The sequence below is a fragment of the Pseudodesulfovibrio pelocollis genome, assembly GCF_030282845.1.
Lineage (GTDB): Bacteria > Desulfobacterota > Desulfovibrionia > Desulfovibrionales > Desulfovibrionaceae > Pseudodesulfovibrio > Pseudodesulfovibrio pelocollis.
This window is the reverse complement of record NZ_JASTWE010000053.1, coordinates 1-21466: the sequence shown is the minus strand read 5'-3', so window position 1 is coordinate 21466 and position 21466 is coordinate 1. Positions and strand designations below refer to the sequence as shown.

The following is a 21466-nucleotide window of genomic DNA, read 5'->3' as shown; positions in this document are numbered from 1 at the left end:
CAATCTGACAGTTCCTCTTGAAAAAGAGAGGTTCTCCTTTTTGGAATTAGGGGGACACCATGCCTATTTCCATCGGATAATCCTGAAAAGCCCCCTCAAAAAAAAGCAAACACCCGCACAACAAAAAAAGGGCCTTTCAAGAAGGCCCTTTTTCATATCAATTACGAATCGGAAGCGGCAACCTACAGCCCCTTCTTCTTCTCAATCCACTTGTCCACCTGGGGCGGCACATACGTCTCGAAGCGGTCCAGCAGATCGGCCGGGTCTGAGCCGGTCAGGACCATGCGCCGGTGTTCCTGCACGAGGAAGCCTTCATTCACCATGCGGTCCATGTGATCGGCGAGGCAGGCGTAGTAGCCCTTGACGTCGAGCAGGCCGCAGGGCTTGGCGTGGTAGCCGAGCTGGTTCCACGTTAAGACTTCAAAGAATTCCTCTAGCGTGCCGAGGCCGCCGGGCAGGGCGATGAAGCCGTCCGAGAGGTCGGCCATGCGCTGCTTGCGTTCGTGCATGGAGGCCACCACGTGCATGGTGGTCAGCCCGGTGTGGGCCACCTCTTTCTCCACCAGCAGTTCGGGGATGACGCCGATGACCTCGCCGCCCGCGTTGAGGCAGGCGTTGGCCAGCCGTCCCATCAGGCCCACGTCCGAGCCGCCGTAGACAAGGCCGATGGAGCGGTGGGCCAGCTCCAGGGCCAGCGCGTCGGCGGCCTGCGCATAGGCCGGGTCAATGCCGGGGTTGGAGCCGAGATAGACGCAAATCCGTTTCATGACACCGCCCTTACTGCCTTTTCAATGTCGGCCACGAACTCGTCTACCATGGCCTCGGTGGTGGCCCAGGAGGTCATCCAGCGCACGGTGTGGTCGTGCTCGTCCCAGACGTAGAAGTAGTATTTGCGCAGCAGGATGTCCGTGGCCTCGGGCGGGATGTGGGCGAAGATGGCGTTGCAGTCCACGCTGCCCTTGATGCGCACGCCCGGGATGGCCCCGGCCCGCTCGGCCAGCCGTTTGGCCATGGCGTTGGCGTGGTGCGCGTTCTCAAGCCACAGGTCGTCCTTGAGGTAGCGTTCGAGCTGGGCCGAGACAAAGCGCATCTTGGAAACAAGCTGCATGGCCTGCTTGCGCAGGTAGGGGAAGCCTTCGCCGATGTCGGGGTTGAGGAAGACCACGGCCTCGCCCATGAGGCAGCCGTTCTTGGTGCCGCCAAAGGAGAGCAGGTCCACGTCCAGGGCGGTGGTCATGTCAAAGAAGGAGCAGTCCAGCGCGGCGCAGGCGTTGGCCAGCCGGGCGCCATCGAGGTGGACCAGCAGGTCGCGGTCGTGGGCGAACTCCACGATATTCTCTATCTCCTTGAGAGAGTAGAGCTTGCCCACTTCCGTGGGCTGGGTGATGGAGATGACCTTGGGCTGGCTGGCGTGAACGAATCCGATGTGGCCCAGGTAGGGGGCCACGCTGCCGGGCGTGAGCTTGCCGTCGGCCGACGGCACGGGCACCAGCTTGATGCCGCCGAACGCCTCGGGCGCGCCGCACTCGTCGTTGTTGATGTGCGCCTGCTCGGCGCAGATGACCGAGTTGTAGGTGCGGGTCACGGCGCGCAGCCCCAGGGTGTTGGCGGCCGTGCCCGTGGTCACGTAGTGGATGCGCGCCTGGGAGCCGAAGAACTCCTTGAACACCTCGTCGGTGCGGATGGAGATTTCGTCGTCGCCGTAGGACTTGACGTGGCCCGCGTTGGCCTTGACCACGGCCTCCATGATGGCCGGGTGCGCCCCGGAATTGTTGTCGCTGGCAAAGGATCGCATGGGTCTGCTCCCTACTTGAGCCCGAAAAAAGGGCGGGCCGCGCCGTGCTTGAGGATGTGTTCGGCCAGATCGGCGTAGCCCGCCCCGGTGGGGTGGACGCCGTCGCCGTCGTTCAGGGCCTGCCCGTATACGAAGGAGCGGTGCATGGCGTCAAGGGCGGGCACAAAGGGGATGTCCAGACGGCGGCACATGGACTCGAACAGGCGCGACAGACCGGCGATGGCCTCGCGCTTGTCCGCGTCGTTGACCGGGGTGGGGCCGATCACCAGCACCTCGGCCTCGGCCTTGGCCCGGGTGAGCATGGCCACGGCCGCGCCCATGGATTCCTCAATGCCGACGGCACTTGAGACATCGGCCACGCCGAAGTTGAAGACCAGTTTGAGCGGGGTGCTCTCCATGCGCCGGACCATGGCCTCGGCCCGCCAGCGGTGCTGCATGCGCACCGTGGCGTCGCGGCGCACCCCGAGGTTGTAGGCCGTGGCGTCGATGCCTTCACGGCGCAGGGCGACACAAAGCCTGCCGGGCCAGCCCATGCCCGCCTCGTCGCCCACGCCCAGGGTCAGGGAATCTCCGAAAAAGCAGATGATCATGGTTCACTCCTTGATGCGCGCGCTGACGGACTCGATGTCGATGACATAAGCGGCGGTGGCGGCCAGGGGCTTGTCCTCGTAGGGCAGCAACCCGCCAGCGTATTTGAGGGTGATGGCGTCCAGGGCGGTGCGCATCTCGTCACCCTCGACCCGGCGGGGCGTGCCCGTGCCCATCACCGAGCGGAAGCGGTAGCCGTATTTGCAGGCCGCGTCGCCGGTCTTGGGCTCAAGGTCCACGGCCGTGGAAAAGGCCAGGGGCGCGCCCGAGTCCAGGGCCGCCGCCTTGCGGCCCCGCCTGCCCGAGTGGATGTAGAGCTTGTCGCCCTCGACCGCGAAGTTGACCGGCACGCAGCAGGGGCCTGCCTCGTCGATCAGGGCCAGCCAGAGCACCTCGGCCCTGGCCAGGATGTCGGCGACGACGGCGGGGTCGAGGGTCACGTCTTTGCGCATGATGGTTCTCCGTGGGTTGGAAAAAACGGCAGCCCGACTCATAATCCTCCCGGGCCGCGAAGACAACCCCGGCGGCGGGCCGCATCAGAAATCGAGCAGACCCAGCGGGTCGAGATCGTTCTCTTCCACGCGCACGAACCGGGCCACGTCGGTGAAGAGGTCGCTGCGGATCTCGCTCAACCGCCACTGCCGACCGGTGCCAAAGGCGTTCCACAGCTCGGCCTCGATGCCCTGGCGGACGCGGAATTCCACCGTCTCCACCCCGGGCGCGGTGCCGCCCAGGTAGGTCTGCATCAGCGGCATGAGCCCGCAGGTGACGTGGGCGACGTCGATGATTTCCGGTTTGTCCGGGGATTGCTGGCTGTCGGTCATGGTCATTTTCCTATGCAAAAGGAGTCAAAGATGGCGTCCAGCACCTCTTGGGAGGTGATTTCCCCGGTGATGGACGAGAGGATGGCACAGGCCGTTTCCAGCCGCACGCTGAGCAGGTCGTAGGGCACCCCGGCCAGGGCGTCGGCCACGAGGTGGCCCAGTTCCTCTGCGGCCCGGGCCAGGGCATCGGCCTGCCGGGCGTTGGGGGCCAGTTCGTCAGGGTCTGGCTGGCCAGCGCCTGCAAGCACCCGCTCGCGGATTCGGGCGCAGAGGGCGTCCAGCCCGTGGCCCGTGGTCGAGGATACGGCGGCAACCTCGAACCCGAGGTCGGTCAGGGGCGTGGCTTGGACCGGGTCAAAACCCGGCAGATCGCCCTTGGTCAGCACGGCCATGACGCGCCTGGGCTCAAGCGTGCGCGCGGTGCGCAGGGTCGCCTCGTCCAGCGGCGCGGTGGTATCGGCCAGGAGCAGTACGAGATCGGCCTGGTCCATGAGCTGGCGGCCCATGAGCAGCCCTGCGGTTTCCACGGCGTCGATGGATTCACCGCCGGTCTCGTCCGACGGCTCGGGCCGCATGCCAGCGGTGTCCACCAGCCGGACGGTCAGGCCGTCCAGGCTCAGGGATTCCTCCAGATAGTCGCGGGTGGTGCCGGGCTGGTCGGTGACGATTGCCCGGTCGCGGCCGAGCAGGGCGTTCATGAGGCTCGACTTGCCCGCGTTGACCCGCCCGGCCAGGACCACCAGAGCGCCTTCGCGCCACGCCTTGGCGCGGTCCACGGCGCGCAGCAGGGTGTCGATTTCGGCCCGGACCCTGGAGGCAGCCTCGGCCAGCTCCCCGGGGGCGAGGCATTCCACCTCGTCATCAGGGAAGTCCACGGCCACGGCCAGCTGGGCGCGCAGGGATTCCAGGCTGGCCCGCAGGTCGGCGATGCGTCGGCCGAGCAGACCCGAGAGCTTGGCCTGGGCCAGATGCAGGGCACCCCGGGTGGGGGCGTGGATCATCTCGGCCACGGCCTCGGCCTGGGTCAGGTCGAGGCGGCCGTGCATGAAGGCGCGATAGGTGAACTCGCCGCGCTGGGCCATGCGCGCGCCCTGGCGCAGGGTCTCGTCGAGCACTGCGGCCAGCACGGCGCGGCCGCCATGGCAGTTGATCTCCACCACGTCCTCGCCGGTGTATGAGGCAGGGCCGGGCATGAAGGCCACCAGCGCCTCGTCAAGGACCGCGCCGTGGCTGTCTACGATGCGGCCGTAGTGCAGGGTGTGGGGGATGAAGTCCGTAAAGGATGCGCGGGCGGCGCGGAACATCCGGGCGGCCATGGCCCGGCTTGCGCTGCCGCTGATGCGGATAATGCCCACGCCGCCGTCGCCGGGGGGGGTGGCAATGGCGGCGATGGTGTCGTGGGCGCGTCGCGGGTCAGGCATTCCGCACTCCGGGACACGGGATGTGCCCCTTGGTTGGGGTGACGCGCCGGGGCGCCTTGGCGTGGCTGGTCCCCGCATTGGTCCCGGCGCGGGTCGCAATCCGCGGTGGGCGCAGACCGGGCGGGAAAAAAAGGGGCCGAAGGAGCAGGCTCCCCGGCCCCGGAAGTGTGTCGTTAGTAGCGCGAGCTGTTGCCGTTCTTGCGGCTCTTGGGAACGATGAGCACGCGCTTCATGGGGCCGTCGCCCTTGGAGCGGGTGAAGACGTCCTCGTTGTCTTGCAGGGCCAGATGCACCACGCGCCGGTGATAGGAGGACAACGGCTTGGTGGACTGGGTGCGGCCCAGGCTGCCCGCCTTCTCGGCCAGATGCCAGGCTACCTGACGCAGCTTGTCGTCCTGGCGCTCGCGGTAGTCGCCGGTGTCCACCTGGACGCGCACCGAGGCCTCCATGGCCCGGGAGACGAGGCGGTTGACCAGATACTGGATGGAGGAGAGGGTCTGCCCCTCGCGGCCGATGATCAGCCCGCTGTTTTCCTCGTCGTCGATGAACACCTTGACCCGGTCGGATTCGATGGTGATTTCAAGCTTGGTCTCGCCGATGATGGGGGTGAGCAGCCTGACCATGACATCGTGCACGGCCTTTTCAAGGACAACGGGGTCGAAATCGGCCAGATTGGCGCGCGGATGCTCCTCGGTCTCGTCCGCTTCCCTGGGCTGGCGGGGAGCGCGCTCCCGGGGCGGGCGCTCGTCGCGGCTGCGCTCTGTGCGCTGACGCTCGGAGCGGGGGCGGTCGCCCTTGGGCTTGTCGGTCCTGGGTTTGCGCTCGCGGGGCTTGCGCTCCTGTCGAGCCTTGGGCTCGACGTTGCCGTTGACCTCGTTGCCGGGGGTCGGCTCGCTCACGGCCTCAATCTCGGCCTTGTAGACGGCCTCGTTGCCGGGCTCGGTCTGCGGCGCGCGGGGGGGCTCGGGCTTGCGCGGGGGCTGGGCTGGCCGGGCTTCAGCCTTGGGCCTGCCTTCGTCCCTGGGCTCGGCCTTGGCGCGCGGCTCGGCCTTGGCGCGCGGCTCGGCCTTGGCACGGGGCTCGGGCTCCGGGGTCTTCGGGGATTCCCGGCGAGGGGTTTCGGCCTCGCCGTTGAGGATGTCCGAGGCGTTGACCTGCTCCCTGGGGCGGGCCTTGACGCTGGCCTTCTTGACACCCATGATGCCGAAGATGCCGGTGGAGCCGCCGCCGATGATCTCGATCTCCAGGCGGTCGCGTTTGAGATTGAAGTAGTCGCAGGCGTTTTCTATGGCTTCGTCCAGGTTCTTTCCCTGGAATTCCTTGAAGTCGCTCATTTCATTATCCTTCCAAAGCCGGGAGACGATGCTCCCCGGTGCGGTATTAGGCTTGTGTGGCCGCTTTTTTTCTGGTGGACCGGGCGGTCATGACCTGCTGTCCGATGGAGAGAATGTTGTTGAACAGCCAGTAGATGACCAGTCCGGACGGGAACTGCAGGAACATGAAGGTGAAGACGATGGGCAGGAACATCATGATCTTCCGCTGGGTCGGGTCGCCCGCCATCGGGGTCAGCTTCTGCTGCAGGAACATGGTCGCGCCCATGATGATGGGCGTGACGTAATACGGGTCCTTGGCCGAAAGATCGACCAGCCAGGGCAGGTCGGTGAAGGGCACCTTGGCGATGAACGGGGCGTGGCGCAGTTCAACGGCACCAAGCAGGGCCTTGTAGAGCCCGAAGAAGACCGGAATCTGCACGAGCATGGGCAGGCAGCCGCCCATGGGGTTGACCTTGTAGGTCTTGTACAGGGCCATGGTCTCCTGGTTGAGGCGCTGCTTGTCGTCGCCGTACTTTTCGCGCAGCTTCTGGACCATGGGCTGGAGCTTTTTCATCTTTTCCATGGAGGCGTAGCTGCGCTGGGACAGGGGCCAGAAGATCAGCTTGATGACGATGGTCAGCAGGATGATGGCCACGCCGTAGTTGTGCACATAGTCGTAGAAGAAGTTCAGGCCGATGAGCAGCGGCTTGGCAAGGAAGTCGAACCAGCCGAAGTCGACCGCTTTCTCAAGCTGGTTGGGCATGGCGGCGAGCAGGTCGCGGTCCATGGGGCCGAGGAAGTAGGACGCCCGGACCGTCTTGGCGACATTGGGCAGGAAGGTGGCGTCCTCGCTGACGGCCATGCGGAAGATGTCGTCCTGCACTCCGGCGGCCAGGGTGGAGCGCTCGCTGGCGGGAATGACGGCGAAGATGAAGTAGTTGGACTCAATGGCACCCCACTTGAGGCCCGCCGGGGCGAAGAGGCCCTTGTCCCGCAGATCGTCGCGGTCGCTCATCTCGTCGCGGCCGTTGACGCTCAGGTAGGCTATCTTGGTGGGGTTGTAGGCGTCGTCCTCGGCGGACATGGATTTGGCCGCTGCGGTGAAGGCCACGGCACCCTCCGCGCCGATGGCGGCGAGGGTGGTGATGGTGGACGACTCGGTGATGTGATAGGTCTTGGGGTCAAAGGTCAGGGTGCGCTCGATGCGGTAGTCGCCCGCCTGCCCGGTGAAGGTGAGGCTCTTTGGCTCGTCGTTCTGGCCCAGGGTGATGTTCGAGCCGGTGAAGGCCCATTCGCCGCGCCGCCAGGTGTGGATTTCGCTCTCGCCCGCAGTCAGGATCAGGCCCATCGGGCCCTTGGCAAAGGCGTTGGCCCCGATGAGGTCAACGTTGGGCGAATTGTCCTTGATGGTTTCGCGGTAGTTCTTGAGGATGAACTTTTCGAGAATGCCGCCCTGGGAATTGAAGACCGCCGTGTACAGGGGGGTGTCCACCCGCACGGACACGCCTTCGGTGGCCGCGAAGTCGCCCACAGGGGTTTGCTGCGCTATCGGTGCGCCGCCATCGCTGGTAAGCGCCGCCGCCATGCGTTCGGCCTCGACTGCTCTGCGCGCCATTTCCGCCTGTTCCTCGGCCGAGGGGGCCGTGAGGTACTGCCATCCGAAGATGACGCCGAAGCTTAGGACCAGGGCGAGGACAAGGCGGAGTTGCTCCTTCTTTTCCATGGAATGAATCTCGCTTTGAGTTTGTCGGTGGGCCAGACGGCCGGGACGGGGTCGTATCCCCCGCGGCATAAGGGCTGACAGCGGAGCAGGCGCCACGACGCAAGAAGGCCGCCCTTGAGCGCTCCATGGCGGATGACGGCCTCCCTGGCGTACTCCGAGCACGAAGGGATGAACCTGCATGCCGGAGGCAGCAAGGGGGAGATGAGTTTCTGGTAAAACCAAATGAGCGCCAGTAAGAGAGCGCGCATCATTCCCTCACTCAAGAGGCCGCCGCTTGCGCCCTGACGCGGGATAAAAGCGGGGTGAACTCTTCTGTGGCCAGGGCGAGGTCCAGCTGATCGGCCTCAAGGTTCCGCTTGGGAACGACGACGATATCAAGAGGCAGCTCGAAATCGTACTGATGCAGCCGGAAATACTCGCGCACCACCCGTTTGATCCGGTTGCGCGCCACCGCATTGCCCATCTTTCTGCTGACGGTCAGCCCAAGACGCAGGCCGTCCGGCCCGTTGTCGCGGCGCACCATGAACAGGATGAAGCTTCTGGTGAAATGCTTTTTGCCTTGCTCGTAGCACATCGCAAACTGGGGGCGGCCAAGCAGGCGGCGCTCCTTGCCCCAGGTTAGACGGATAATCTCTTGCGCCCCTTGGCGCGACGGCGACGGAGCACCGCGCGACCGTTCTTGGTGCGGGAGCGCACCAGGAATCCGTGGGTCCGCTTGCGACGGCATTTGCTGGGCTGGTAGGTACGTTTCATATCAATATCTCCTGAGAGTGTAGTTTCTTCACGATAACTCTGTCGAACGGAAGCATATAACCGGAGTCCATGGGGCCGTCAAGGCAAAAGCGGCCAGTCCGCCTGTTTGGCGGGCATCGGGGCTTCCTGTCGGCCGCGCAATCTGCTACAGGTTTCCGAGTCGGAAGGCGAGCGTTTTTTTCAGCGATTTTTTGGTACCCGGCATCGCCTATTGCATTTATATAAGGAGGGAGCATGGACAAGCCCATCGACGCCTATTGGGAAATCGCCTTGCGCGAACTGAAACTGCAACTGGCTGGCAACGGCTTTGATGCCTATCTGGCCGAGTCTGCCGCTGCGGCGGGGGATGTTGTCCTGGGCGAGATTCTGCCTGCCCTGGCACCCAAGACCGTGTCCTGGGGCGGGTCCGCAACCCTGGTGGCCACCGGGCTGTACGAGCGACTCACTGCCAGCGGAGATTTTGCCGTCATGGACCCCTGGGACAAGAGCCTCTCGGCCGACGAAAAGTATGAACTGCGCCGCCGCGCCCTGCTGGTGGACTGCTATTTTACCGGCACCAACGCGGTCACGGCCGAAGGGTGTCTGGTCAACCTCGACATGTACGGCAACCGCTGCGGGGCCATCACCTTTGGCCCCAAAAACGTCATCGTGCTCGTGGGCCGCAACAAGCTGGTGCCCGACCTGGAGCGGGCCATGAACAGGATCAAGGAGTATTCCGCCCCGGTCAACGCCATGCGGCTGGACATGAAGACCCCCTGCGCCAAGACCGGCTACTGTATGGACTGCGATTCGCCCCAGCGCATTTGCAACGTCTGGACCATCACCGAGAAATGTCTGCCCAAGGGGCGGATCAAGGTGGTGCTCATCAACGAGGACCTCGGGCTCTAGACTGTGGAAAACCTGTTCCAAATCATGTTCCAAACCCTGTTCACAACCGTGTTCGCAACCATGTTCCAAGGCATGTTCATACAGTGTTCCTTTTCGGGATGCCCGGCGTCGGGCAGGCCATGAGCGGCCGTCATCTCTCCACAGACCGCGCCTACCGCGACATGGTGCGCCCCCGCCAGGGCGAGGTGCGCTTTCAGGTGGCCGTGGAGCAGACCGACCTGCTTGTGGTGGCCGAGGCGGACCTGCGCCATGAGATGGCGGCCCATGTGGCCCTGGTGCGCGGTGAACTGAAGAACTGGATTCTGTTTCACCCGGAATTCGCGGCCAGCCTCGCGCCCGTGGCGGTTTCGGACAGCGCGCCGCAGATCGTCCGGGCCATGGCCGATGCCGCCAGCCTGTGCGGGGTCGGGCCCATGGCCGCCGTGGCCGGGGCCGTGGCCCAGGCCGTGGCCGAAGGGTTTGTCGGGCAAAGCCCGAACCTCCTTGTGGAAAACGGCGGTGACAGCTATCTCTGCTCCACCCGGGAGCGGGTGGTGGCCCTGCTGGCCGAGCCGCAGTCCGGGGCTCGGCTCGGCCTGCGCCTCGCGCCCGAGGCCTTTCCCGTGTCCATCTGCGCCTCAAGCGGCACCATCGGCCATTCCCTGAGCCTGGGGCGCGGCGACCTGGTGGCCGTGCGCGCCCGGGACGCCCGGCTGGCGGATGCGGCGGCCACGGCCCTTGGCAATCTGCTGCGCGGGCCGGGCGACATCCAACGGGTTCTGGACCGGGCGGCCGAACTGGCCGGGAGCGGTCTTGACGGCGTGTTCGTTCAATATGACGCGAAGATCGCGGCCTGGGGCGACCTGGAACTGGTGGCCCTGGAATAGCGTCCTGTCGGATTCTGGCCCGACGTCGTCTCAATCCTTCTTTTTCATCACCTCGTGCAGCAGATTGCGCTGGAGCAGCCGGATGATCCGTGTGTCGTGCTCGTCGCGGCCAACGGCCAGCAATCCCTGCTGGGCCAGGCCGTGGATGTACTGCTCGATGCGTTCCGGGGTGGTGATGAAGGTGTCGGCCATGGACCGGACTGTGGCGTCGTAACGCAGGGTGGTGGTCCCGTTGGCTGCGAAGAGGTCGAGGATGCGGACCACGCCCATGCCCGTGCTGGGGACCTTCATGGCCTTTCTGGTGGTGGACTTGAGGCGGCTGACAAGCACGGTAATGATGGAGGAGATGACCTTGGGCGAATCGCGCATGTATTCTTCGAGGTCGTCCTTGCTGACCACGATGACCTTGGAGTCCTCCAGGGCAATGGCCGTGGCCGTGCGGGTGTTGTCGTCCAGGAACAGGGCCATCTCGCCGAAGATGGAGATGGGCTTGAGGATGGCGAAGACCTTCTTGTGGCCCTCGACGATGCCGGAAATCTCGATCTTGCCCTCGGTCAGGATGTAGGCGGCGTCGCCCCGGGTGCCCTCGTTGAAGACGACGTTGTGCTTGAGCACGTTGCGCATCAGGAAGTTCCCGTGGGACACCTGTTTCATCTGGACGGTCTGCTGGTGGACTATGCTCACGCGGTTTCTCCTCTGCTCGGGATGGGGGCCGTGCCGGGGGCCGGGTTGTGCGGGCCGGTCATGGTTCGATGCGGGTCAGGACCGAGCTGATCTTGGACGTCAGGCCGCCCTGCCTGCCCCGGCGGCTGTCGGCGGTCAAGCTCAGGTGGATGCGGTCGAAATCGGGTTCGAGTTCTCTGTAGCAGGCGTTGACCACGGCCATGACCTCGGCCCACTCGCCCTCGATGGCCGTGCCCATGGGGCCGAGCTGAAAGGGCAGGCCCGAGGCGCGGATCACCTCCACCACCCGGGCCACATGGGGCGCGAGCGATCCCTGGGAATGGAGCGGAAACACGCTGAGTTGAACGATGACGCTCATTGGGCCTCCTTGCGCAGGCTGCGCAACTGGGTTCCTCGACACATCCATTCCTGCATCGCCGGGCTTAAAGAGTCAATGGCGGAAGGAAACATCAGCCCTCGGCGGGACCGCTCTGTCCTCGCCGGATCGAGCAGCGCCAGACGCCCCGGATCGGACCAAGGCGGGCAGAGCAATGTCGGTCCGATTGCGGGATGGTGCCACCCTGTGTTTTCGACGAATTGGTGTCGGGGGTCGCGGTTCGCGTGAGTCTCCATAATGATTGGGCAATGCCTGGAAATGGCCATTTGGCCGCTGTTTTGCGTCTTTTTGCCGATCATGTGGCTAGGGTGCCGGGACACTTCAAAGATTTTTGGAAGTTGCCTATTGCTTTTGTTTGTAATGCGGGTTAGGGATTTGTTAATTAATTTTTCCGGGGGGTTATAGCACGAACTTGGGAAAATAATGTCAAAAGTGGCACGATTACGGTAAGCGTGTCATTGAAGATGGTATAGGTCCGAGTCCGGGCGTGTGTCCGGCGGTTGTGATTTGAGAATAACGGTGTTCTCGATAATCATGACAGACTCATTTTATTACGGAGGTGTTCTATGAAATTTTCCGTAGGTCATGGCAAGGACGGAGCCGTGGAACGGCTGGAAAAACGCGGTGTTTCGCGCCGTGATTTCATGAAGTTCTGCGGAACCGTGGCCGCAGTGATGGGCATGGGTCCGGCTTTCGCTCCGAAAGTCGCGGAAGCCCTCACTAGCGACAACAGGCCCGATGTGGTCTGGCTGCACAACGCTGAGTGTACTGGCTGTTCCGAGTCCATCCTGAGGACCGTCGAGCCTTACATTGATGCGCTCATTCTGGACTACATTTCGCTCAACTACCACGAAACCCTCATGGCCGCCGCTGGTCACGCCGCCGAGAAGGCGCTGTGGGACACGGTTGCCGCAGGCAAGTACGTGGCAGTTATCGAGGGCGGCGTGCCCACCGCTGTGGCCGGCATCGCCAACGAGCCCGGCGCCCACGGCAAGGTCGGCGGTCACACCATGCTGGAGACCACCACCAAGGTCGTCAACAAGGCGATGGCCACCATCACCTACGGCACCTGCGCCTCCTACGGCGGCGTGCAGAAGGCCGCTCCGAACCCGACCGCGACCAAGGGCATCGACGAGCTGTACCCGGACAAGGCGATCATCAACGTGCCTGGCTGTCCGCCCAACCCGTTCTCCCTGGTCGGCACCATCGTCCACTTCGTGACCAAGGGCATCCCCGAGTTGGATAACCTCCGTCGCCCGGTGGCCTTCTACGGCGAAACCGTCCATGACAACTGCCCCAGGCAGGAGACCTTCAACATGGACCAGTTCGCCCCCTCCTTCGGTTCCAAGGAAGCCCGCGAGGGCTGGTGTCTGCGCAAGCTGGGCTGTCGCGGTGTGGAGACGTTCAACAACTGCCCCACCGTGAAATTCAACCAGTACAACTGGCCCGTTCAGGCCGGTCACCCCTGCATCGGCTGCTCGCAGCCCGGTTTCTGGGATGGCGAGGACTGGGATGGCGAGACCTACATGTATGCGGACCTCACCGACTTCTAGGTCCTTGTCGCGTGAGTTCGTTACAAGCAGACTGAATTAGAATTCTTAAGGAGGATACAATATGTCCGGTTGCACTCCCAAAGCCGCTGCCATGGCCGCCGGGAAACACGATGTCATCGTTGACCCGGTAACCAGGATCGAAGGCCACCTTCGCGTGGAGGCCGTGGTCGAGAATGGCAAGATCATCGACGTGCGCAGCAGCTCCCAGCTGTTCCGCGGTCTTGAGATCATCCTGAAAGGCCGTGATCCCCGCGATGCCCAGCACTTCACCCAGCGTTCCTGCGGTGTTTGCACCTATACCCACGCCCTGGCCTCGGTCCGTTGCGTGGACAACGCCGTCGGCGTTGACAAGGTGCTGCCCCACAACGCCACCATCATCCGTAACCTGGTCCTGGCCGCGCAGTTCATGCATGATCACCTCGTGCATTTCTATCACCTGCACGCTCTGGACTTCGTCGATGTCACCGGCTGCCTGCAGGCCGACGTCAACAAGACCGCCGAGTTGGCCGCCGCCGTTGCCAAGACCGTCCGCCCCGACCCCGTCTTCGTCTCCACCAAGGAAGACCTGCAGAAGACCAAGGACACGGTCAAGAGCATCGTGGATTCCGGCCGTCTGGGCATCTTCACCAACGCCTACTTCCTCGGCGGCCACCCGGCCTACGTTTTGCCGCCCGAGGTCAACCTGCTCGCCACCGATCACTACCTGAAGGCCCTGCACATGCAGGTCAAGGCCGCTCGCGCCATGGCTGTCTGGGGTGCCAAGAACCCGCACACCCAGTTCACCGTCATGGGCGGCGTCACCTGCTACGAAGGCCTCACCGACCAGTACATCAATGACTTCCTCGCCCTCTACAAAGAGGTCAAGGACTTCATCCTCGACTGCTACATCCCGGACCTCATCGCGGTTGCCGGTTTCTACAAGGACTGGGCTTCCATCGGCGGCACCACCAACTTCATGTGCTGCGGCGAGTTCCCGGTTCCGGGCGGCGAGACCGACCTGAACACCCGCTACGTCAAGCCCGGCGTGATCATGAACCGCAACCTGGGCCAGGTGGACCCGCTTGATCCCTCCAAGATCGACGAGCACGTCAAGCACGCCTGGTACAAGGACGGCGCGCCCAAGCATCCGTACAGCGGCGTCACCGACCCCATGTACACCAGCCTGGACGACAAGACCAAGTACTCCTGGATGAAGGCTCCGCGCTACGCTGGCAAGGCCGTCGAGGTCGGCCCGCTGGCCACCTGTCTGGTCAACTATGCCCAGGGCCAGCCCGAGTTCAAGACCTATGTGGACTTCGTCCTCAACGCGCTCGGCGTCGGCCCCGAGGCCCTGTTCTCCACCCTGGGACGCACCGGCGCCCGCGGTATCGAGTGTCTGATCATCACCCTCAAGACCGATGAGTGGGTCAACGACCTCAAGGAAAACGTGGCCAAGGGCGATCTGGACATCTGCAAGGATTGGGACATGGCCGCCGCCGCTCAGGGTGTCGGCTGGGTCAACGCCCCGCGCGGTGCCCTCTCCCACTGGATCAACATCAAGGACAGCAAGATCGAGAACTTCCAGCTCGTGGTCCCCTCCACCTGGAACATCGGTCCCCGCTGCGACAACGACATCCCCGGCCCCCTCGAGGAGGCCCTGCTCGACAACACCCCCATCGCCGATCCCGAGCGTCCGGTCGAAATCCTTCGCACCGTGCACTCCTATGACCCCTGCATCGCCTGCGGCGTGCACGTCATCGACAATAAGACCGGCAATGTGAAGAAGTTCAAGATCCTGTAGTCCTCTACGGAGCGAGAACGCTATGAAAGCGGGAGCCCGAAGCCCTCGGGCTCCCGCATTTTTTCACCGGCCGGGCCGAAGCGCGGCGCACTGCCGCCCGTGTTTGCCATTGATTAAACCGGCGGCCTCAATTAAGGGAAAACCATGTCAGCACACGATACACGCATCCTCGTCCTCGGCGTCGGCAACATCCTCTACACCGACGAGGGGTTCGGCGTCCGGGTGGCCGAGGAGCTGATCCAGAACTACGAGTTTTCGCCCAATGTCGAGGTGCTCGACGGCGGTACCCTGGGCCTCAAGCTCATGGGGCCGATCATGGAGGCCGATGCCCTGATCATTGTGGACATCGTGCTCAACGAAGGCCAGCCCGGCGATCTCTTCCGCCTGCTCGGCGACGATCTGAGCAAGGCCTGCGCCTTCAAGAACTCCATGCATCAGACCGACCTGCTCGACACCCTTGCCCAGTGCAGTCTGGTGGGCCAGGTGCCCGCCGATGTGGTGCTGCTTGGCGTGGAGCCACACAACTATCAGGACCTCTCGGCCGCCCTCTCGCCCGAGCTTGAGGCCAGGCTGCCCGAGGTCATGGACGCCGTGCTCGCGGAAGTGGAGCGGGCGGGCGGGAGCTTCACCCCGCGAACCAGGATGAACCCAGCAACGGAGAAGATCTATGTGCCTCGCGATTCCAGCCGAAATAATTGAGATCAACGACGGCGTCGCCACCTGCCGCGTGGGCGAGGGCGATACCACGGTCAATGCGTCCATCATGCTCCTGGACGAGGAAGTCACTCTGGGTGACTACATCATCATCCACGCCGGTTTCGCCCTGCGCCGACTCGACCCCAAGGAAGCCCAGGAGACCCTGAAGATCCTGCGCGACATGGTGGAGTTGCTCGGCGGTGAGAACTACCGCCACGAAATGCTCTAGCGCCTTTTCCCATGCCAACCGCAAGGCCCGGGCAATCCTGTCCCGGGCCTTTTTGCGTCCATTTCCATTTGTCCCTGTTCCTGCTATCAGGGGTAAAACTGCGAGGTGTCCCCATGAAGCTGATCGTCCGATCCTGGTTTGCCGTGATGCTGGCACTGCTCCTGGCCGTCCCGGCTGCGGCCCTGGAACTGACCGTGCTCCACGTCAACGACTCCCACTCCTATCTCGACGCCACGGCCGAGACCTTGCTGCTGGACGGGACGCCCACCACGGCCCGCCTGGGCGGCTGGGCGCGGCTGGCCCGTGCCGTGGAGGATGAGCGTGCGGCCAAAAGTGCGGCCAAAAACGCGACCAGTCATGGCGTGGTCCTGCTCCACGCGGGCGATGTGGTCCAGGGCGACCTGTATTTCTCGAAGTATGGCGGCAGGCCCGAGATGGAACTGCTCGACCGGCTCGGTTTCGACGCCATGGTCCTCGGCAATCACGAGTTCGACCGGGGGGGCGCGTTCCTGGCCCGGATGCTCGGATACGCCCGGCTGCCGGTGCTGGCGGCCAATGTGGACGCCTCGGGCGTGCCGGAACTGGCCGGGCGCATCGCCCCCTTCGTGGTGCTGGACTTTGACGGCGAGGCCGTGGGCATCGTCGGCCTGACCCTGCGCGACACCCCGGCCCTGTCCAACCCCGGCCCCGGGCTGACCTTTTCGGATGAAGCCGCGGCCGCGCGAAGCGCCGTGGAAGGGCTTGAACGGCTGGGCGTGAACAAGATCATCCTGCTCACCCATGTGGGCCTTGCCCGCGACATGGAGCTTGCGGCCACGGTGCCCGGCGTGGACCTGATCGTGGGCGGCCATTCCCATTCACTGCTCGGCGACGCGGCGGCCATGGCCGCCCTGGGCCTGACCGTGGACAATACCTACCCAGTGATGGTGGCCGGACCTCTCGGCGATCCGGTGTATGTGGTCACGGCCTGGAAATGGGGGCGGGCGCTCGGTCGGCTCGATGTCTCCTTTGATGAGGCCGGCCGGGTCACGGCCGCGCGCGGCAGACCGCTCCTGCTGGTGGGCGACACCTTTGAGCGCAAGGGGGCCGATGGGCGACGCCAAGCCTTGGCTGGCCCGGCCCTGGAAGAGGTCCTGGCCGGGCTGGACCGTAGCCCTGTGGCCGCAGGGGTTCCCGAAGAAGCGGCCACAGAAGCCTTTCTCGAACCTTATCGGGCAGGCGTGGCGGCCATGCGGCACGAGGTGGTGGGCAGGGCCTCGGCCGATCTGCCCCACATCCGCGTGCCGGGTGTGGACGAGACCGGCCGTGACCTGCCCCACGGCAGCCTGATCGCCCCCCTGGTGGCCCGGTCCATGCTTGAAAGGCTCGCAGCCACGGGCGGCCCGGCCGATCTGGTCCTGCTCAACGCGGGCGCCGTGCGCCACGGCCTGGAGCAGGGCGACATCTCCGTGGGCATGATTCATACCATGCTTCCCTTTGGCAACACCCTCGTTGTCATGGAGATGACCGGTGCCCAGGTGGTGCGCGCCCTGGAGACCGGGGTTTCGCGCGGCGGCGGGGCCTTCCCCTACGTGGCCGGGCTGCGCTTCACGGCGGACATGGCCCGCCCGGAGGGCGCGCGGGTGCGCGACGTGGCCCTGGTCGGCGCGGACGGGGGGCTCAGTCCGCTGGACCCGGCCCACACCTACCGTGTGGTGACCAACGACTTTCTCGCAGGCGGCGGCGACGGCTACACGGTCATGGGCGAGGCCGTGCGCGTCACGGACACTGGTTTCGTGGACGCCCTGGTCTTCATGGATTTCGTGGCTGCCGCCAGGATTCTGGACCCGCCCGCGTCCACGGGCGTCACCTTCCTCCCGGCCCGTTGACGGCCCGCGGCCTGTCTGGTCAATGACCGGCCGGAGCGCGTCAGCAGGGGAGCCACCGGCCTGTCCGGGCGCTCTCCCGCAGCACCTCGATGGCGTGCATCGTGGCCCAGGCGTCTGTCAGGGGCACAGGCACAGGGGTGTGGTCGAGAATGGCCCTGGCAAGCAGGTCGGCCAGCACCGCGTATTGGTCGCAGAGGCCGAAGGTGATGGTGCGCGGGGACTCGGGGTCGTTATCGCGGTGGAGCACGGTACGGGTGGGCGTGTCGGCCGGGGCGCTGAAGGGTTGCGTGATCTCGATGCGGCCCGTGGTGCCGAGGATGGCCATCCGCTGGTGGGCGGTCAACTGGGTGGCGCAGGTGAAGGTGACCACCGCGCCCGAGAAGTCGAGCATTCCGGCAAAGAGCCTGTCCGTGCCGAATGTCGGGTCGTGGTTGGCGAATCCGCAGGCCCGGACCGGCTCGGTGCCGAAGAGAAATCGCGACATCGACACGCAGTGGCAGCCCAGGTGCATGAGCCCGCCGCCGCCTGTGGTGGTCTGGTTGCGGATGTTTTCCGGGTCGTCGTTGAAGTGGGCGAAGCAGGACTCCACCGCCACGAGCCGTCCGATCTCGCCGTCCTTCACTCGTCGCCTGGCGTCAATCCACTGGGGGTGGTGGCGGGATGCGGAGGCCTCCATGACCTTGATGTCCGGGTACCGGCTGGTGGCGTCGATGAGGCGGTTGACGTCCTCGGTGCCCAGCCCAAGAGGTTTTTCGCAGAGCACGTGCTTGCCCGCGCGCATGGCCTGGATGGCCCAGTCCACATGCAGGTGGTTGGGCAGGGGGATGTACACCGCGTCGATGTCCGGTGCGGCCAGCAGCGCCTCGTAGCTGCCGTATCGGCCGGGGATGTCCAGAGCACGACCGGCCACCTCGGCCTTGTCCAGAGAGCGCGAGGCCATGGCCGCCGCCACGCAATGGCGGCTGCGCCCCAGAGCCGGGACGAATCGGGTGCGGGCGATCCGGGAAGTGCCCAGGATGCCGAAGCGGATTTTCTTCACGGGCGCTCCTCTGCTTTGCGTGGCGGCAGAATCCCGCGCTCCGGGCGGTTAATCCGCCCAAGCGCTTGTCCGTCAGACCGTGGGCCCCTTACGGTTGACGGGACGGAATCAAGGCCAGTATATCAGCTTCTTGACCGCGCGCAACCGGGCGGCGGTGCGAGAGTCGGAAACAAAGGAGACGTCATGACCGATGAAGGGCAGAGAATCCAGTTCGATGATGCCGGCCCCTACCTGCTTGAACCCTTCGAGGCCGAGCCGCAGGCCATGCTGCTCGACGACCATCCGGTGTGTCTCCTGCAATTCGGCGGGGTCTATCTGCCGGTGGCCCTGGACGCCTGCCCGGCCCTGGCCGACGCCCTCGGGTCCATGCGCACGACCGACATGGGGCCGGAGCGCGAGGGCATGGTCCCCGTGGCCTTTGACGGCGACGAGGCCATCGAACTGCCCCTGCTCACGGGCGTGGCGCCGGAGAGCTTCCAGCACGGCGACATGGTCTATCTTGATGTGTTTTTCGGCCCGACCCGGGCGCGGCTGTGCCTGTCCGTTATCGCTGCGGCCACGGTGGGGCGGATCATTTCCCAGATACCCGGGGAATGATCGGGAAACTGGCCCGGAAAGTGGTCATGCCAATGAAAAGGACGTCCTTCGCGGGGGTCCTTTTGTTTTGATGCGGGTTCGTGATGCTGGCGGGTCTATTTGGGGTCCACGTAGTAGGTGATCCGCGTGCGCGGCGAGAGGTATTCGAGGATTTCCGGGGGCAGGTGGGCGAGGCGGATGGATTTTTCCACCCGCAGGTCCGCCTCGTCGGCCAGGTCCACGATGAGGGCTTCCTTCTTGGGCACATCGGCGTCGTACAGGACCACGCTGGGGTTGAGCTGGTTCCTGGGGTTCACGGACATGACCATGCCCACGGCCCCGTTGGTCAGCTCCACCACGGTTCCCGGCGGGTACACGCCCAGGCAGCGGATGAAGAGGGCCAGCAGTTCCACGTCGAAAAGCGGCTTTTGCTGGCCGAACATGTACGAGAGGGCGAGGTAGGGCGTGAGGGACTGGTTGGGGTCGGCCGTGTTGCAGTGGTTGTCGTAGGCGTCGGCAATGGCCACGATCCGGGCCAGCCGGTCGATCCCTTCGCCCCTGAGCCCATGGGGCGTGCCCGAGCCGTCCATGCGCTCGTGGTGCTGGCTCACCATCAACACCGCCGCCTCGGGCAGGCCGGGGATGGCCGCCAGCATGGCCGCGCCGGTTTCGCTGTGCCGGGCGATGAGCTCCTGCTCGGGCCGGGTCAGCTCGCCTCGCTTCTTGAGCAGCTTTTTGGGCAGGCCCGCCTTGCCGATATCGTGAAAGAGGGCGCCAAGGCCCAGCGCATTCATGTCCTGGCGCGACAGTCCGGCCTCCTTGCCCACCATGAGCGAGAGCACGGCCACGTTCATGGGGTGCGAATAGGCGCTCTCGCCCTGGTCCACGACGTTCATGAGATGCAGGGTGGACTCCACGTCGTCGAGAAAGGAGCGGCTCAAGCGGTCCACGAACTCCACGGCTTCGAGCCCCGACTCGGGGTTGCCCGCCGCAATGCCTCTGAGGATGGCGTCAAAGGTCCTGATGCACAGGGTGAAGCGTTCCTCGCAGGCCGCTATGCGCTGCTTTTTCTCGCGCAGGCGTCGGGTCCTGTCGCGCTTGATCTCCCAGAGCCGGTCTATGGCCTCGCGGGGCATGGCCTGGACGCTTGGCGCGGGCTCGGTGTCGGCGCTTCTGCGGGCGGGCAGCACGTCGCTGCGCTCGGGAATGCAGACGATCTCGCGGATGCCGAGGCTTTTGAGCAGGGCGATCTGCTCCGCGTCCTTGATCTTGAAGCTGCTGAAGAGGAATGGATGATCGAACCAGCTGGTTTTCTCCAGTCTGATGAAGACGCCCGGCCGGAGTTGGTCCACCGAGATGCGGTATTCGGGCATGAACGGGTCGGTCATAGTATCCTTGCAAGATAGCGCATTGTCAGCAAAGGCACAACAACTTTGCGTGGAAAGGCTGTGTTGCGGGACGATGCAATATGTTGTATTTACGTGTCTTTCCCGAGTCAGCCGTGGGAGCCTCCGCAGGCTGTCCGGAATGTTCCGGGCAAGGGAATCGGAAAACACGCTTGCAAACAATTGATTGATGATATATATTAAAATATTTGTCACAAAAAATAAACGTGTTGGCTGTTGGGGCGAAAAATGAGTCCTATACTGCCATTGCCAAGACCGGGCAAATGGGGTAGCTCTGCCTCTTGGCAAAGTATTCCACAGCAATTAATGTTGAATATATTGGATTTTTTCAAGGGTTGCAGATGATGGCCAGAAAGGCGAAATCAATGCGGATGCCCCTTCTGGGTGCGGCGTTCGTTCTCGGACTTGCGGTATGGTGTGTGGTTCTGTTCGCTCCCGGGCTCTTCTCAGGCGAGCGGGCGGCCAGCGACGGCCTCTCGGGCCTTGTGTCGGTCAAGGGCACGGTCAAGCTGGAGGCGCTGGAGTTGACCGGCGGCGAGGTCATGGAGATCAACAGGGCGGTTCAGGAGCACAGGGCCGTCTTCCGTCAGATCGATCTTTTCCTGGACGCCAAGACCTCGTCCGGCCGCATCGAGGCGGACACGGTCCTGGTCTGGGCCATGGTCCTTGAGGCCGACGGCGAGTGCGAGGTGCGCTCCTGGAGCCGCAAGGTGGAGCGCGCCGCGCTGGTCCCCCAGATGGTCCACTACATGCAAAAAGCCGCCAGAGAGTACGAGGAGTTCCGCAAGCACCCGGACGTGACCCGAAATTTCAAGTGCATCTATATCTAGCATTGCAGTAACGCCCGGGATATCAACTCCGGGGCGTTGCCGCACCCAGACACGATAAAGCCGTCTCCGGCAGCCGCTCATGGCTGCCGGAGACGGCTTTGTTGAAGTGTTACATTTGTCGGCGAACAATAAAGTTGTTAACTGCGTGACCCGGCAACCCAATGATTTCCGTGCGCGTGCGCGCCGGGCTTCTGGAAAAGTTGTTAACTCGGCGACTCGAAGATGGCAATGGGTGATCATTTCCGAACAATAAAGTTG

General features: G+C 64.3%; 24 protein-coding genes. 9 read left to right on the top strand and 15 right to left on the bottom strand.

Translation table 11 applies throughout. The features are described from left to right. Positions 1-182: 182 nt before the first annotated feature. From QQS14_RS14705 to rpmH, 11 genes are all read right to left on the bottom strand, one after another. Positions 183-767: an LOG family protein gene (locus QQS14_RS14705; protein WP_285907770.1), complete on the bottom strand. Its 585-nt coding sequence runs from the start codon at positions 765-767 to the stop codon at positions 183-185. Then, the gene (locus tag QQS14_RS14700; RefSeq protein ID WP_285907769.1) at positions 764-1795 is read right to left on the bottom strand and encodes a threonine aldolase family protein; all 1032 of its coding nucleotides are present in this window, start codon (positions 1793-1795) and stop codon (positions 764-766) included. The genes QQS14_RS14705 and QQS14_RS14700 overlap by 4 nt, the downstream gene beginning before the upstream one ends. Before the next feature lie 11 nt (positions 1796-1806). Beyond that, positions 1807-2385, bottom strand: a complete 579-nt coding sequence (locus tag QQS14_RS14695) for a GDSL-type esterase/lipase family protein (protein WP_285907768.1) — start codon at positions 2383-2385, stop codon at positions 1807-1809. A gap of 3 nt (positions 2386-2388) precedes the next feature. Then, the gene (locus QQS14_RS14690; RefSeq protein WP_285907767.1) at positions 2389-2835 is read right to left on the bottom strand and encodes a pyridoxamine 5'-phosphate oxidase family protein; all 447 of its coding nucleotides are present in this window, start codon (positions 2833-2835) and stop codon (positions 2389-2391) included. 84 nt (positions 2836-2919) lie between these two features. Further along, positions 2920-3207 carry a hypothetical protein gene (locus QQS14_RS14685; RefSeq protein WP_285907766.1) on the bottom strand — a complete coding sequence of 96 codons (288 nt, stop codon included), beginning with the start codon at positions 3205-3207 and terminating at the stop codon, positions 2920-2922. A 2-nt stretch (positions 3208-3209) separates the two neighbouring features. Beyond that, the gene (mnmE, locus tag QQS14_RS14680) at positions 3210-4628 is read right to left on the bottom strand and encodes a tRNA uridine-5-carboxymethylaminomethyl(34) synthesis GTPase MnmE (RefSeq protein WP_285907765.1); all 1419 of its coding nucleotides are present in this window, start codon (positions 4626-4628) and stop codon (positions 3210-3212) included. 173 nt (positions 4629-4801) lie between these two features. After that, positions 4802-5962 carry a Jag family protein gene (locus QQS14_RS14675; protein ID WP_285907764.1) on the bottom strand — a complete coding sequence of 387 codons (1161 nt, stop codon included), beginning with the start codon at positions 5960-5962 and terminating at the stop codon, positions 4802-4804. Positions 5963-6008: 46 nt separating this feature from the next. Then, on the bottom strand, positions 6009-7664 hold the full coding sequence (gene yidC, locus QQS14_RS14670) for a membrane protein insertase YidC (RefSeq protein ID WP_285907763.1): 1656 nt from the start codon (positions 7662-7664) through the stop codon (positions 6009-6011). Next, a complete protein-coding gene (gene yidD, locus QQS14_RS14665; protein ID WP_285907762.1) occupies positions 7619-7915 on the bottom strand; it encodes a membrane protein insertion efficiency factor YidD in 297 nt (98 codons plus the stop codon). Before yidD ends, yidC begins: the two co-directional genes overlap by 46 nt. An 8-nt stretch (positions 7916-7923) precedes the next feature. Further along, positions 7924-8262, bottom strand: coding sequence for a ribonuclease P protein component (gene rnpA, locus QQS14_RS14660; RefSeq protein WP_285907771.1), 339 nt, complete (start codon positions 8260-8262; stop codon positions 7924-7926). Positions 8263-8282: 20 nt separating this feature from the next. Beyond that, a complete protein-coding gene (gene rpmH / locus QQS14_RS14655) occupies positions 8283-8417 on the bottom strand; it encodes a 50S ribosomal protein L34 (protein ID WP_231116989.1) in 135 nt (44 codons plus the stop codon). A gap of 234 nt (positions 8418-8651) precedes the next feature. Between rpmH and QQS14_RS14650 the strand changes: the two genes are divergently transcribed. Both QQS14_RS14650 and QQS14_RS14645 read left to right on the top strand, forming a co-directional pair. Beyond that, positions 8652-9305, top strand: a complete 654-nt coding sequence (locus QQS14_RS14650; protein ID WP_285907761.1) for a lactate utilization protein — start codon at positions 8652-8654, stop codon at positions 9303-9305. Between the two features lie 119 nt (positions 9306-9424). Next, the gene (locus tag QQS14_RS14645) at positions 9425-10171 is read left to right on the top strand and encodes a UPF0280 family protein (RefSeq protein WP_285907760.1); all 747 of its coding nucleotides are present in this window, start codon (positions 9425-9427) and stop codon (positions 10169-10171) included. A gap of 30 nt (positions 10172-10201) precedes the next feature. Here the strand turns inward: QQS14_RS14645 and QQS14_RS14640 are convergent, their stop codons facing one another. Both QQS14_RS14640 and QQS14_RS14635 read right to left on the bottom strand, forming a co-directional pair. Beyond that, positions 10202-10855, bottom strand: a complete 654-nt coding sequence (locus tag QQS14_RS14640) for a Crp/Fnr family transcriptional regulator (protein WP_285907759.1) — start codon at positions 10853-10855, stop codon at positions 10202-10204. Between the two features lie 58 nt (positions 10856-10913). After that, positions 10914-11213 carry an MTH1187 family thiamine-binding protein gene (locus QQS14_RS14635; protein WP_285907758.1) on the bottom strand — a complete coding sequence of 100 codons (300 nt, stop codon included), beginning with the start codon at positions 11211-11213 and terminating at the stop codon, positions 10914-10916. Between the two features lie 584 nt (positions 11214-11797). Between QQS14_RS14635 and QQS14_RS14630 the strand changes: the two genes are divergently transcribed. The 5 genes from QQS14_RS14630 (at position 11798) to QQS14_RS14610 (ending at position 17357) form a co-directional block, all read left to right on the top strand. Then, entirely contained in the window at positions 11798-12784 is a 987-nt protein-coding gene (locus tag QQS14_RS14630; protein ID WP_285907757.1) for a hydrogenase small subunit, read from the top strand. Positions 12785-12845: 61 nt separating this feature from the next. Then, positions 12846-14564, top strand: coding sequence for a nickel-dependent hydrogenase large subunit (locus QQS14_RS14625; protein ID WP_285907756.1), 1719 nt, complete (start codon positions 12846-12848; stop codon positions 14562-14564). 144 nt (positions 14565-14708) lie between these two features. Beyond that, on the top strand, positions 14709-15263 hold the full coding sequence (locus QQS14_RS14620) for a HyaD/HybD family hydrogenase maturation endopeptidase (protein WP_285907755.1): 555 nt from the start codon (positions 14709-14711) through the stop codon (positions 15261-15263). Then, complete coding sequence (locus QQS14_RS14615; RefSeq protein ID WP_285907754.1) at positions 15232-15489, top strand: HypC/HybG/HupF family hydrogenase formation chaperone; 258 nt, start codon at positions 15232-15234, stop codon at positions 15487-15489. The genes QQS14_RS14620 and QQS14_RS14615 overlap by 32 nt, the downstream gene beginning before the upstream one ends. Before the next feature lie 113 nt (positions 15490-15602). Beyond that, entirely contained in the window at positions 15603-17357 is a 1755-nt protein-coding gene (locus tag QQS14_RS14610) for a bifunctional metallophosphatase/5'-nucleotidase (protein WP_285907753.1), read from the top strand. A gap of 40 nt (positions 17358-17397) precedes the next feature. Here the strand turns inward: QQS14_RS14610 and QQS14_RS14605 are convergent, their stop codons facing one another. Then, entirely contained in the window at positions 17398-18396 is a 999-nt protein-coding gene (locus tag QQS14_RS14605) for a Gfo/Idh/MocA family protein (protein WP_285907752.1), read from the bottom strand. Positions 18397-18579: 183 nt separating this feature from the next. Here QQS14_RS14605 and QQS14_RS14600 point away from each other — a divergent pair, with 183 nt between their 5' ends. Further along, positions 18580-18993, top strand: a complete 414-nt coding sequence (locus QQS14_RS14600; RefSeq protein WP_285907751.1) for a hypothetical protein — start codon at positions 18580-18582, stop codon at positions 18991-18993. A 95-nt stretch (positions 18994-19088) separates the two neighbouring features. On the opposite strand, the gene QQS14_RS14595 is transcribed toward QQS14_RS14600, so the two are convergent. Continuing rightward, a complete protein-coding gene (locus QQS14_RS14595; RefSeq protein WP_285907750.1) occupies positions 19089-20360 on the bottom strand; it encodes a cyclic di-GMP phosphodiesterase in 1272 nt (423 codons plus the stop codon). Positions 20361-20797: 437 nt separating this feature from the next. On the opposite strand from QQS14_RS14595, the gene QQS14_RS14590 reads away from it, so the two are divergent. Next, positions 20798-21208, top strand: a complete 411-nt coding sequence (locus QQS14_RS14590; protein ID WP_285907749.1) for a hypothetical protein — start codon at positions 20798-20800, stop codon at positions 21206-21208. The last annotated feature ends 258 nt before the right edge of the window (positions 21209-21466 follow it).

Bases quoted from the DNA above. Each gene is read 5' to 3' on its own strand.
- QQS14_RS14705 (WP_285907770.1), bottom strand. From the start codon at position 767: ATGAAACGGATTTGCGTCTATCTCGGCTCCAACCCCGGCATTGACCCG.
- QQS14_RS14700 (WP_285907769.1), bottom strand. From the start codon at position 1,795: ATGCGATCCTTTGCCAGCGACAACAATTCCGGGGCGCACCCGGCCATC.
- QQS14_RS14695 (WP_285907768.1), bottom strand. From the start codon at position 2,385: ATGATCATCTGCTTTTTCGGAGATTCCCTGACCCTGGGCGTGGGCGAC.
- QQS14_RS14690 (WP_285907767.1), bottom strand. From the start codon at position 2,835: ATGCGCAAAGACGTGACCCTCGACCCCGCCGTCGTCGCCGACATCCTG.
- QQS14_RS14685 (WP_285907766.1), bottom strand. From the start codon at position 3,207: ATGACCGACAGCCAGCAATCCCCGGACAAACCGGAAATCATCGACGTC.
- mnmE (WP_285907765.1), bottom strand. From the start codon at position 4,628: ATGCCTGACCCGCGACGCGCCCACGACACCATCGCCGCCATTGCCACC.
- QQS14_RS14675 (WP_285907764.1), bottom strand. From the start codon at position 5,962: ATGAGCGACTTCAAGGAATTCCAGGGAAAGAACCTGGACGAAGCCATA.
- yidC (WP_285907763.1), bottom strand. From the start codon at position 7,664: ATGGAAAAGAAGGAGCAACTCCGCCTTGTCCTCGCCCTGGTCCTAAGC.
- yidD (WP_285907762.1), bottom strand. From the start codon at position 7,915: ATGATGCGCGCTCTCTTACTGGCGCTCATTTGGTTTTACCAGAAACTC.
- rpmH (WP_231116989.1), bottom strand. From the start codon at position 8,417: ATGAAACGTACCTACCAGCCCAGCAAATGCCGTCGCAAGCGGACCCAC.
- QQS14_RS14650 (WP_285907761.1), top strand. From the start codon at position 8,652: ATGGACAAGCCCATCGACGCCTATTGGGAAATCGCCTTGCGCGAACTG.
- QQS14_RS14645 (WP_285907760.1), top strand. From the start codon at position 9,425: ATGAGCGGCCGTCATCTCTCCACAGACCGCGCCTACCGCGACATGGTG.
- QQS14_RS14635 (WP_285907758.1), bottom strand. From the start codon at position 11,213: ATGAGCGTCATCGTTCAACTCAGCGTGTTTCCGCTCCATTCCCAGGGA.
- QQS14_RS14630 (WP_285907757.1), top strand. From the start codon at position 11,798: ATGAAATTTTCCGTAGGTCATGGCAAGGACGGAGCCGTGGAACGGCTG.
- QQS14_RS14625 (WP_285907756.1), top strand. From the start codon at position 12,846: ATGTCCGGTTGCACTCCCAAAGCCGCTGCCATGGCCGCCGGGAAACAC.
- QQS14_RS14620 (WP_285907755.1), top strand. From the start codon at position 14,709: ATGTCAGCACACGATACACGCATCCTCGTCCTCGGCGTCGGCAACATC.
- QQS14_RS14615 (WP_285907754.1), top strand. From the start codon at position 15,232: ATGTGCCTCGCGATTCCAGCCGAAATAATTGAGATCAACGACGGCGTC.
- QQS14_RS14610 (WP_285907753.1), top strand. From the start codon at position 15,603: ATGAAGCTGATCGTCCGATCCTGGTTTGCCGTGATGCTGGCACTGCTC.
- QQS14_RS14600 (WP_285907751.1), top strand. From the start codon at position 18,580: ATGACCGATGAAGGGCAGAGAATCCAGTTCGATGATGCCGGCCCCTAC.
- QQS14_RS14595 (WP_285907750.1), bottom strand. From the start codon at position 20,360: ATGACCGACCCGTTCATGCCCGAATACCGCATCTCGGTGGACCAACTC.